The sequence below is a fragment of the Corynebacterium parakroppenstedtii genome, from assembly GCF_019754935.1.
In the GTDB taxonomy this organism is placed as follows: domain Bacteria; phylum Actinomycetota; class Actinomycetes; order Mycobacteriales; family Mycobacteriaceae; genus Corynebacterium; species Corynebacterium parakroppenstedtii.
Genome location: NZ_JAGSOA010000001.1, coordinates 1,520,668 through 1,532,225, shown reverse-complemented (window position 1 = coordinate 1,532,225; position 11,558 = coordinate 1,520,668). Strand labels below are relative to the sequence as shown.

The following is an 11,558-nucleotide window of genomic DNA, read 5'->3' as shown; positions in this document are numbered from 1 at the left end:
AACCCACAACCAGATCACTGCCTTCCCAGTAACCGGGCGGGCTGCCTCGGCGACGACAAAGAACACTACACACCCCACCCACACACCACAAACCCCCAGCACACAACCACAAAACACCCACAACAAACACACACAACAAAGGTTGTCGATCACAAAACAACAACGAACACTCACCAAGCGAGACCACCGTCGGCAATAAAACGACGAGTCCACGGGTTCAGGCGGTGGGCTACGGGCGGAGGGTGAACTGTGAACTGGTTGCCGGGTAACCAGTGAGGTGGTGGAAAAGAGTTAGCTTGCAATCGACACAGCGGTGATGATGAACAGGACAGCTATCCATGCGGCTTGGCCTAGAGCGAGAACTGAGTTCTTTCGCCACATAATGGCTCGCGGGACGCCGAAACTACTCGCGTTCCGGGCAATGGCGACAAGCACAAAGCCCACAAGTGCGCAGGTCACCAGCAGGCCCACAACGAGAGTGATCATCGAGCTAGTCGAGAAACTAATGCCACATAGAAGCAGGGCTACAGCGAAAACTTTCCACCACGTTTCGCGGGTAGGTAGGAAGTGCCAGGTCAAGTTGTGCTGTTCTTCCTCTGTACGGGGCGTTTCTGCCGAAGAACGTCCACCGCACAGCTCCACCATTAGATCCGACAATCCGGCGCCTTCGCTTACAAATGTCGATTCTGCATAATGGTCGCCCTCAAACTTCTGGGCGCCACCGAGCCCGGAATACTGCCGCAGCGACATCGTTCGCGACCCCGCAAATGCGTTAAAACCGAGCCCGAGCACAACGCCGGCAAAGGCCACGACCAGCAGATACACGATAAATGGAGTCACAGATTCCGCACGGGAAGAACCGAGAAAGGGCGGCAAACTCCATCCTGCGATGCCGCGTCGGACGAGGACACCGATCAGACCACCAACCAGGACTAACGCCACTGAACGGGCCACGGCGATCAGAACATAATCGCGAACATAGCGAACAATGGTCAGGCCGAACGCTCGATAAGCCAACAAGCGCGGATTCCCATACGGCGTGACGATGCACCACACCATCGCCGTCGCCGCACCGAACACGGGCTGCGACGCATCCATCCATAACGCCAGGACAACCATCAGGTCCACTAACCATCGGGTACCTGTTGACACATCGGCCAAGGACAAACGGTCAAGAACCTGCATCACACACCCCCTACGCGTCATCCGTTGGAAAATCCCCGACAATCGTGCCGCCAGAGACGACAAGGAGGCGATCCGCGGAGGCGTGCACCAGGTTGTCGGCGCCACGATCTGCCTGATTCATGACCACAGTCCTCGGGTGTGCAGCGCAATCAGCCACGAGAGTCTGCATCACTAACTTCCGACGTTCCGGGTTCAGCCCCTCGCACGGCCTATCCCATAACGTCAACGGCGCACGCGCCGCCACCGCCACGACCGCCCCCAACAGCGTCCTGGCCTGCGTCGATAAGTGATTGACCTTGGTAGAGAGATCCAGCTGGAAAGCGCGAGACACCATTTCCGCGTAATCGTCGTCCCAGTTTGGGTAACGACGGGCGGCAGTGCGAAGCACCCGGTCAGCACGCCACTGGGCGGGGTACCGAACCGACACCCCGGCCAGGACGGTGCTGTCCATTGTGCGGGCGTTGTCGTAGGGGGACTCGCCAAACACGGAGACGATTCCGCCCGAAATGCGCTCTTGACCAGCGAGAACCTGCAAAATACTGGCCGCCGACGCCGACGGGCTAGGAGTAGCTACGTTCGGAGTGGCAGCGGCGGTAGAAGTGGCAGCGGCGGTAGCGGTGGCGGTCCGGCTACCAGTGGATTCAGCGGCAGCATCCCCCACGAATGAATAAATCAAACCCTCGTGCAGCGCTAAGTTGCAATCACGCACAAGAACCGAGGCGTCCTTACGACGTCGAGTCCTCCACGGCGCGGACCACACACGGCGGGCCTCCACCACCGTAGCTTTCCGCATCCACGCGATTGGAGCGTCGGCGGGATCCCATCCCCGCCACTCTCCAGCAGAACGATCACACTCTTCAGCAGGACGATCGCGCGCAGCGGCAGAGCGGTCGCGCGGATCTGCCGTCGGATCCGTCGAATGCAAGTCCATACCCTCTACTCTTTACCACCTTGTCCACTACGGGCGCGCGGTGAAACCCGACATTGAGCGTCGACAAGCCCCCGTTAAGGTGATACATAGCGAACTACTATTGAATAGTTGGGGGAACCAATACAGTGGGAGCTCCCCGCAAAATGCACTAGAATGCGGGCGCGTGAGTCGGCGTTAGTGACTAGAAATCGCTAACCTGAACCCCAGAACCTTTTACAAAAAGTTAGATAAAATTTTAGTTAGGAAACCGTGAACGATGCTCGAACGCACCTTAGTTTTCGTCGATACCTCTTATCTTCTAGCAAGCTTTTACAACTCATGGGAGGAAGGTGCCCGAACACAGCTCGAAATTGATCTACCCGAAGTCTGTTCAGTGCTCGACCGAATGATTACGCAACATGTTGGCCAGCCTGTGCAGCGACAAAACTGGTACGACGGCATCCCGGATTCCGGGCCTCACCGGTACCAACGCGCACTCCGGACAGTCGACGGGGTTCAGCTGCGTGCGGGACTGCTGATCGAGACTGGGCAACGGCGCACACAAAAAGCGGTTGATACCAGGCTCGTTGCCGATATGATTCTGGCGGCGGTCCGCCAACAGTGCTCCGACATGGTGCTTGTGTCCGGCGACCAAGACATGATCCCCGGTGTTGTCGAAGCGTCCGCGATGGGAGTGCGAGTCCACCTCTACGGGTTCAGCTGGGACTCGATGTCCAATGCGCTCCGGCACAAATGCGATTCGATCACCGTGCTAGATCCGCGCGAAGACTTCGCCGATACCATGCAGATCCAGCCGCTCGAGGGGCCCATTCCGCCGTCGATTCCCCCGCGTCCGCTGGAGGCGCAGGATCCCATTGTCGACGGACAAACAGCGGAAAATGAGGCCTCCAGTGGCGCAGGCTCTGGGGATGCTTCTTCTGACAAGACCGCCCCGGGCGATGGTGCTTCTGATGGTGGTAAGTCCGGTGGTGACTGTTCCGAGGGTGGCGCTTCGGGCGCTTCTGTTGGTGGTACGTCCGGTGGTGGAGCCGGTGCTATTGATTCCGCTGCCTCATCGGCTGGCAAGCGGACAACGTCCACAGCTGGGACCAGCGTCGACAACGGTCAGCTGACGCAAAACAAGGGTGGCGACGACCACTCCTCACATGCAGACTCCACCCATGCCCATGAGGCCAACGCTCATGAGGCGGATCGACATGGAGCGGCCGGCCAACCCGGGAACACCAGCGACGACACGTGGGCATCCCGGCGCGTCCGCGGAAACAACAATGCCGCCGATGGTGAGCACGGGGGGCAATCAACGTCCACCCGCGAATCTCACTCAGCGGAGTCAGCTCCATCACGTCCTACTCCGGCCGACATGATGGCCTGCGCCCGACGGAGCGCTAACGCAGCGGATCGTCGGCACAGTGGGGATCGCGATGGGAACCGAGATGGGAACCGCGGACCCGAGGCCAGCACCACGACGGCGCAAACTCGCCCGACGGATGCTGACCAGGCGGTACCAGGGCAAACGGAACATTCGCCGTCGGGAGGATCACCCGCGACGAGGATTCCGGAGTCCAGCGTCGGCAAGCAACGAACCACTCAACCGGCTGAAGCAGTCGGGGGAGCTCTGGCGGCGAATGAAGGCTCCACGACGGAGGCGGCCGATAACCCGGCGCCGAAGGACGACAGGAAGCCCGAGGATCCGCGATCGACGGATCGGCCGACCACTGTGGCGACCCCGGGGAGTGTTGCTGCGCGCCATCAAGCAGCGCAACTTGCGGCATCACAGCAAGCATCGGATGGGAGTTCGGCTGAGAATACCGACGGGACTGCGTCGGGCGATGACTCGAACGATGACTCAGGCAACGGCAGCGCTCCCGAGGCTGCAACGCGCACGCCACAGCCGAAGCCCGCGCCGAAACCATCGATGATGGCACCACGGCGGAAGCTCCGATCGCGATACGTGCCACTGCCCAACGAGATCTGGACGACCACGGGATTCCAAACCCCGTTTGACGTCGGCCAACAGTATGCGACCTGGTGGTTCCACCACGTCGCGACCGAGGAACAACGTGACAGTGCGCACGTTCTCTCCGGCGGAGGGCTCCCGCCGAATGTGGATCGCCCGCTCCTGCAATTCGCGTGCGAATCGTTGCACGAATACACGCTGAGCGAATCGCAGCGCGTTAGCCTGCGCGACGGGTTTCACACCGGGATCCGCGCGATCCTGATCACTGGCGACGACTAACCGCTGCCACGGAGGGGCATGGCAATATCCCCTCTGTCCCACCGATATGCCATGATCTACCCCATGGCATCGAAAAAGGGGAGCGATACGTCGCACAAGGATCCAGCATCCACACCAGTTGCGGATTCCACCACGACAACCCATGACGCGGACAGTGTCGATAACGCCGACGCAGCCGCACCCGCAGATCCCGTTCTGCCTGCTACAAGCCGCACCGCCGACCACATTGGGCTCAGGCGAACCATCATAAACATGGCCCTGGCGGTGGCTGGGGGCGCGACCATGTCGCTGGTTTTCTGGCGCCTCATGAAAACCACGCACTATCCGGCTTTTAGCAACTCCAACGTTCTCAAGGCGCTCTCCACACTGACCTCGGCCATTCTCATTGTCGTCGTTGCCGCCCTCCTCATTTGGTGGGTTCGCGACGAAAAACAAGCCGGACATGGCAGTGTCGGAAAGGACACCGGTGCAAAAAACTCCGGTGAAAAAAATGGAGCCCCCTCCCCCGCTGTGCGTCGTCCGCGATGGCGGGTCTGGTTGACATACATCATCACCTACATGTCTCCCGCCGGACTAGTAGGCACGGTGCTCACTATCCCCCTGTCCGCGACCCGCCTGTACCTCGACGGAATCTCCGTAGATCAGGCATTTCGGACCCAATTCCTCACCCGGATGACCGCACAATTTGGCCTTCATGACATGGCCTACCCGGACATTCCCACCTTCTATCCCGCCGGCTGGTTCATGACCGGCGGGCGGTTCGCCCACTACACCGGTCTCGCCGGATGGGCCGCATTCCAACCATGGGCCATCATCACGCTCAGCGCAGCAGCGTGCATGCTCGTACCCGTATGGCAACGCATTACCGGCAGCCTGCCGCTCGCCACCACCATTGCGCTCACCACCACGGCCATCATGCTCTCCCTGTCATCATTTGAGCCCTACGCGGCCATTGTCGGCATGGGGATCCCCGCCGCAGCTGTTTTTGCATGGCGAGCCATCAACGGAGCCCGCTGGTCAGCCCTCGCAACAGCTATCTTCCTCGGTTCATCGGCAACGCTTTACACCCTGTTCACTGGTGTTAATGTCCTCGCCATCGTCGTCATTGGGCTCGTCATCGCCATCCGTCGGAAATCGCTCTTACCGATCATCCGGCTCGCCGGAATTGGCATCGGTTCCCTGCTGATCGCAGCAACGGTCTGGGCTCCCTACATCAAGGACCTGCTGACCAAACCACATGGGAGCACGGATACAGCACAGCACTATCTCCCTGCCGATGGGACACAAATCCCCACGCCCATGTTCCACATGACCGTTTTGGGGTTCCTCTGCCTCATCGGAGTCATCTGGCTCATTGTGCGATTCACCCATCCCATTGCCATGCCGATCGCCATCGCCGTGCTGACCTACTACGCCTGGGTGCTGCTGTCCATGGCCGCCACACTCCACGGGACGACGCTACTGGGATTCCGCTTGGAGCCACCCATCACCATGCTGCTCGCTACCGCCGGTGTACTCGGACTCCGTGACGCCCTCGCACACGGGATACCTGCTCTCTACCCCGAACGGTTTGCCACCGCGGCACCCACCATCACACTAGTCGTCGGCGTGCTCGTCGGGATTGTGGCCACCGAATTCGCAGCGACAATCCCCTGGTCCATCTCCCATTCGATCAATTCCGCCTACTCCGACACCGACGGCGACGGACATCGCAACGACGGAATCCCGGCAGATTCTGGCACCTACTACCAGAAAGTCGTGGACACCATCGGGCGCGAACCCACCGACACTGTTCTTCTTGCCGACGAACAAGCCTTCATGGCGTACCATCCCTACCTCGAGTTCCAAGCGCTCACCGCCCACTACGCCAACCCGCTCGGCGAATTCGAACAACGAAACGCTGCCATCGAGAAGTGGTCAGAGGCCGAAACACCCGAGGAACTCAACTCCGCCATGGACGACATGCCCTGGAGGAAACCCGACGCCATCCTCTTCCGTGGCTCCGTCGACGATGACGACTGGGCATTGAACGTCGCCGATGACGTGTACCCCAGCGACCCCAACGTGCATTTCCGCTCCATGCACTTCCACCCCAAGGCATTCAGCGACTGGACAGTGACACAAGTCGGACCATTCGTCGTCGCTGTTAGGCCCCAATAAATTTCAGGTGATGTAACCAGAATGGTCTCCTCACAGGAACGTGACGTAGACTTCCAACACGTGTCACGGGTGAAAACTGACGGCAATAAAGGAAGCAGTCCCGCCCCACAGCAGCCACGTAAAGAAGGCTCGGGCGGAGACTCCCGCATTCGGTGTACCAAAATGGTGGCGGCGGTCACCGGTATTGCCGCCTTCCTGTTGTTCATTCTCACTCCCCTCCTGCCCGTCAAACAGACGCAATCGTCCATTGATTGGCCCCAAAACGACAACATCAATTCCGTTGTCGCACCCCTGATTTCTTATTCCCCCGAGTCGCTCGACTTCACGGTCCCACTTTCCCTGGTTGACAACCTCAACGACAACCAGACCGACCTCCTCTCCACCCTCCCGCACGATTCACGATTCGTCGCGTCCCGAGGGCTCATTGTTCGCGCCACTGACGACGGTGTCGACGTCATCAACCGCAGCCAGGTCATTCTTCAGATCACGAACTCGACGCTTGACTCACTGCCCGACGACGCCACACTCAAGGTTCACTCCGACGCAACGTCGACCACCATTGATGTGCCTGGTCAGACCGACAAGAGTGGGAAAAAACTCTCGGCGACTGTCGAAGGAGACAGGCGCCCACAGATGACCGGTGTCTATACCGAGGTCTCGTCGAGCGCCAAAGACGACGCCATTAACGCCGGGTTCCAGGCGCACGCAACTATCGACTCGCGGTTTACGTCGCGGCCGACCCTGGTGAAATACGTCGTGATGATTGCGGGACTCGTCTTGGCACTGGTCTCCCTTGTCGCGCTCTGGAGATTAGACAAGGTCGGCCCACGCCACCGTGTACCGCTGCTACCGGAGAACTGGAAGAAGTTCACCACCCTCGACGGCATAGTCAGCACCGTACTGATCTACTGGTACTTCTTCGGTGCGAATACGTCGGACGACGGCTACCTGCTCACGATGGCGAGGGCATCCAAACACTCAGGCTACATGGCCAACTACTACAGGTGGTTTGGCGTACCTGAATCTCCCTTCGGCGCCCCCTACTATGACCTCCTCGGTCTCATGGCACGGGCCGGGACGACATCCACGTGGATGCGGCTGCCCGAAATCATCGCCGCATTCCTCACCTGGTTCCTTCTCTCACGGTGTGTCATCCCACGCTTCGGCCCAGAAATCGCCAGACGAAAAGTCCCCTACTGGACCGCGGGCTTCGTGTTCCTCGCCGTCTGGATGGCCTACAACAACGGCCTGCGCCCCGAGCCGGTCATCGCCCTCGGCGCGATCTTGACATGGGTCCTTCTGGAACGGGCCATCTGCACGGACCGACTGGCTCCGGCAGCTCTCGCCGTCATCGTGGCGTCGATATCGCTCGCGGCGGGCCCAACCGGACTCATGGCTGTCGCTGCACTCTTGGCGGCACTGTCCGGCATTTTCCGGATCGTCATCCATCGTCTTGACGCGCTGGGCACCCCGAAATCCTCAAGCAAGAAAGCGGTTGTTGGAGCGGTTACAGCGCTACTCGCGCCATTCCTCGCAGTGGGCACCGCGATCCTCGTCGCCGTTTTTGGGGATCAAACTCTCTCCACCGTGATGCAGTCGATCAAGCTGCGCGGATTTATCGGCCCATCACTTCACTGGTACGAGGAGTCGGTCCGTTACGAAGCACTCTTCTCCGCGACGGAAAACGGGTCCTTCGCCCGCCGATTCCCCATCTTCATGGTGATTCTGGCACTGGGCACCGTGCTCGCCGCCATGTTGCGTCACAAAACCGTGCTGGGCGCGCGGCCTGGGCCAACGCAGCGGCTCGTCCTCGTCGTTATCGGAACGGCGTTCTTCATGGCATTCACGCCGACGAAATGGACCCACCACTTCGGTGTCTACGCAGGTGTGGGAGCTGCTGTTGCCGCTCTAGCCTCGGTTGCCGCGTCACAGTTTGCCGCGCGATCCGTCCGTAACCGGTTCCTCTACCTCGGTGTCACCATTTTCCTGGGAGCTCTCGCGCTGGCAGGTATTAACGGCTGGTGGTATGTCTCCTCGCTCGGGGTCCCGTGGTACGACAAACCCATCTCGATCAAAGACACCCAAGTGTCCACCATTGTGTTGGCCATCGCGCTGCTCATCATGGTGTGGGGAGTTATCCAATCCTTCCGGTTGGACATCCAGGAGACGCTGGCCGAAACCAATTCAGAGAGCGAAGCGCTGGAAAAGCGTGAACGCGCGCGGGCACAACGGTTCGCTGCTTTGACGTCGTCACCCATTGCTGTTCTCTGCGCGCTCGTCGTCGTCTTTAACTGTGCAGCCATGGGGAAAGCGTTTATTAAGCAATACCCCGCGTACTCCGTCGGGCTAGGAAATATCCGCACTCTAGCAGGGAAAACCTGTCAAATGGCAGATTATGTTGAGGTGGAAAAGCACCCGTCGAGCAATATGCTCTCGACTGCCGACGGCAGCAAGTTTAAGGATTCGTTGACCGCCGATAACAACCAAAACTTCGGCGCGAATAATATCCCGGCAGCCATCTACCCTGACATCGACTTCAACACGGTCGACACTGTTGATGCTGCGGAACAAGAAAGGGCGGAGAACAACAAGTCGCGGAACTCGACTAACGACTCGTCCGATACGGATAGTTCTGACCAGAGCACGAACAACTCGACCAGCGGGTCACAAACATTAGGGACGAACCGTGGGGAAGCCGGGGCCGGTGACTCTGAAAAAGCGAATGCCCGGGGAACGAGCAATTCGAGTTCGAGCTCCACGAGCTCCGCTGGAACAAAGGGTGGTACCCAGCACACGCGCGGGATTAACGATTCTGCGGCTGCGCTTCCGTTCGGGCTTAACCCCAAGAAAGTGCCGGTTGTCGGCTCGTACAGCAGCGGCATTCAGGTACCTGCCGAGACTAAGACGTCGTGGTACAAGCTGGACCAGCGCACATCACCACTGATCGTGGTGTCGGCTGCGGGATCTATTAAGCACATCGACAGCAATGGAGTTGTCCAGCCGGGCCTCGATTTGGTGCTGGAGTACGGCCACAGAGATGACAGTGGCAAAGTCACCAACACGGGTGAACTCCTCCCCATTGATCCCGGTCCCGCACCCATGTGGCGAAACCTCCGGTTCCTCACTTCTGATATCCCCGAGGACGCCAATGTGCTCCGTCTGCACGCTAAAGATAAAGAGTTAGCGCGGCGGGACTGGTTAGCGTTCACGCCGCCACGGATGCCGCAGCTTGAGACCCTCAATTCCTATGTGGGCCGCAAGGACCCGGTGTTCCTTGAATGGGAGACACCGCTGCAGTTCCCCTGCCAGCGTCAATATGATCACTGGGCAGGCGTGGCAGAGCTGCCGAAGTACCGAATAGCGCCCAGCTATGACTCGCAACGCGCCAACAGCGGATGGATGGACTACAGCGGAGGCGGATCCCTCGGCCTGGTCGAAACAACCACAGTCCCCATGGCTCTACCCACCTACTTCAGGGATGACTGGGGACGTGACTGGGGTGAACTCGACCTACTCCTACCACCTGCCAATTCAAAGAAGAAAGAGATTAAACCCGGACATATTACCGAAAAGACCGAAACTCGTTCCGGTCTGTGGAACCCTGGCCCGATGAATTACAAAGACCAGGGGTCGTCCGCCTAGGCCGGTTGTGTCTAGACCGGGTGCGTGTGGCCCGCTTGGAACCGTCGGACAAGCTTTTCTGTAGCACGTTCGACGTACTCGGCGGCGTGCTGAATGGTGTCGTCCGTGTCACCCGCTCGATCTGACACCTCAGCGAGCCCAATGACATCCGATATTCCGGCGTTCGCGAGCTCGTCCTTCTGAACGTTGACTGCTCCGGCGACAGCCACGGCCGGAATGCCGCGCGCACCAGCCCGGCGCGCTGCTGCGACGGGGACTTTCCCGGACAACGTCTGTTTATCTAGAGAGCCTTCCCCGACGATCAGCAGATCAGCCCCGGCTTCTAAAGCGTCGTCAAAACCGTTGAGCTGGGCAACGGCATCAAAACCGGGAACGGTCACAGCGGAGCACAGCCCCGTTAAACCGGAGGAAAAACCGCCGGCTGCGCCCATTCCTTCCTTGGCTGGATCAATGTCTGCGTTGAGGCGAGAGAGACACGCGGCCCATTGGGATAGACCTTTCTCCAGTGCGCCTATTTCCCGAGGACCCGCACCTTTTTGAGGTGCATAAACGGCTGCCGCGCCATCTGATCCGAGGAGAGGGTTGGAGACATCCGTGGCAATGATGATGCGGACGCGGTACTCGCGGTGTGATCGGACACGATCAGATTCAGGGTCGGAAGGCCGCAGGCGGAGAGAAGGTATGAGATCCGACGTATCAATCGCGTGCGCATCGCACAGGCCTTTACCTCCGGGCGCAACGTCATTGCCGTCAGTGTCGAGGATCCGAGCGCCGAGTGCGCGAAGTGCCCCACTTCCGCCATCGGTGCAGGCAGAACCGCCAATCCCGCAGATAATAGTTGTTGCCCCGGCTTCCACCGCCGCGCGAATTAATTGCCCTGTACCGTAGCTGTCCGCTCGCAGGGACGCGTCTGGCCCAGGCGTGATCCATGCCAACCCGCTGGCTTCCGCCATTTCGATAACGGCAATAGAATCGTGGCCCTCGTCCCCGTCGTGGCCATCGAAGCGCTCGGTGAATTCATCCATTCGACGCGAGTGAGAACCACTGGAGTCGGAGGGCTTCATCAGAACCCACCGTGCGTCATGATCGTCGCCAAGTGGGCCGCGTACCTTCGTTACACGCAGGTCAGCATCATAATCAACGTACGGATCACCATCATAATCAGCGTACGCATCGTCCCCACCACTACGACGACCTCGTCGGGACGATGACAAGGCGACCTCGATAAGGCCTTCGCCGCCGTCGGAAACGGGAATTGTCGCGCACTCGGTGCGCGGGAGGGCACGCTTCACCCCACGCTCCATAGCCTCCGCTGCCTCCGCGGCAGTGAGCGATCCCTTGAATTTGTCCGGGGCTATCAGTACGCGCATAAGAGCCGTCCCCTGTGTAAACCGGGTGCAACCG

General features: G+C 59.7%; 6 protein-coding genes and 2 pseudogenes. 5 read left to right on the top strand and 3 right to left on the bottom strand.

Annotated features, from left to right (window positions below):
- Positions 1 to 199 (top strand): hypothetical protein (locus KCQ76_RS06515; RefSeq protein WP_221914820.1); only part of this gene is annotated, 199 nt, incomplete at its 5' end.
- 92 nt (positions 200 to 291) lie between these two features.
- Here the strand turns inward: KCQ76_RS06515 and KCQ76_RS06510 are convergent.
- Together KCQ76_RS06510 and KCQ76_RS06505 are read right to left on the bottom strand one after the other, a co-directional pair.
- Complete coding sequence (locus KCQ76_RS06510) at positions 292 to 1,188, bottom strand: hypothetical protein (RefSeq protein WP_146003254.1); 897 nt, start codon at positions 1,186 to 1,188, stop codon at positions 292 to 294.
- A gap of 7 nt (positions 1,189 to 1,195) precedes the next feature.
- Positions 1,196 to 2,116 carry a hypothetical protein gene (locus tag KCQ76_RS06505; RefSeq protein WP_221914819.1) on the bottom strand — a complete coding sequence of 307 codons (921 nt, stop codon included), beginning with the start codon at positions 2,114 to 2,116 and terminating at the stop codon, positions 1,196 to 1,198.
- 256 nt (positions 2,117 to 2,372) lie between these two features.
- On the opposite strand from KCQ76_RS06505, the pseudogene KCQ76_RS06500 reads away from it, so the two are divergent.
- The 4 genes and pseudogenes from KCQ76_RS06500 to KCQ76_RS06485 all read left to right on the top strand — a co-directional run.
- Positions 2,373 to 2,934, top strand: a pseudogene (locus tag KCQ76_RS06500) (NYN domain-containing protein); the annotation flags it as partial.
- Between the two features lie 1,073 nt (positions 2,935 to 4,007).
- Positions 4,008 to 4,352: pseudogene (locus KCQ76_RS06495) on the top strand (NYN domain-containing protein); the annotation flags it as partial.
- Positions 4,353 to 4,370: 18 nt separating this feature from the next.
- On the top strand, positions 4,371 to 6,512 hold the full coding sequence (locus tag KCQ76_RS06490; RefSeq protein WP_052722226.1) for a galactan 5-O-arabinofuranosyltransferase: 2,142 nt from the start codon (positions 4,371 to 4,373) through the stop codon (positions 6,510 to 6,512).
- 60 nt (positions 6,513 to 6,572) lie between these two features.
- Complete coding sequence (locus KCQ76_RS06485; RefSeq protein WP_235428812.1) at positions 6,573 to 10,154, top strand: arabinosyltransferase domain-containing protein; 3,582 nt, start codon at positions 6,573 to 6,575, stop codon at positions 10,152 to 10,154.
- An 11-nt stretch (positions 10,155 to 10,165) separates the two neighbouring features.
- On the opposite strand, the gene KCQ76_RS06480 is transcribed toward KCQ76_RS06485, so the two are convergent.
- Positions 10,166 to 11,524, bottom strand: a complete 1,359-nt coding sequence (locus KCQ76_RS06480) for a glycerate kinase (RefSeq protein WP_046203623.1) — start codon at positions 11,522 to 11,524, stop codon at positions 10,166 to 10,168.
- Positions 11,525 to 11,558 lie beyond the last annotated feature (34 nt).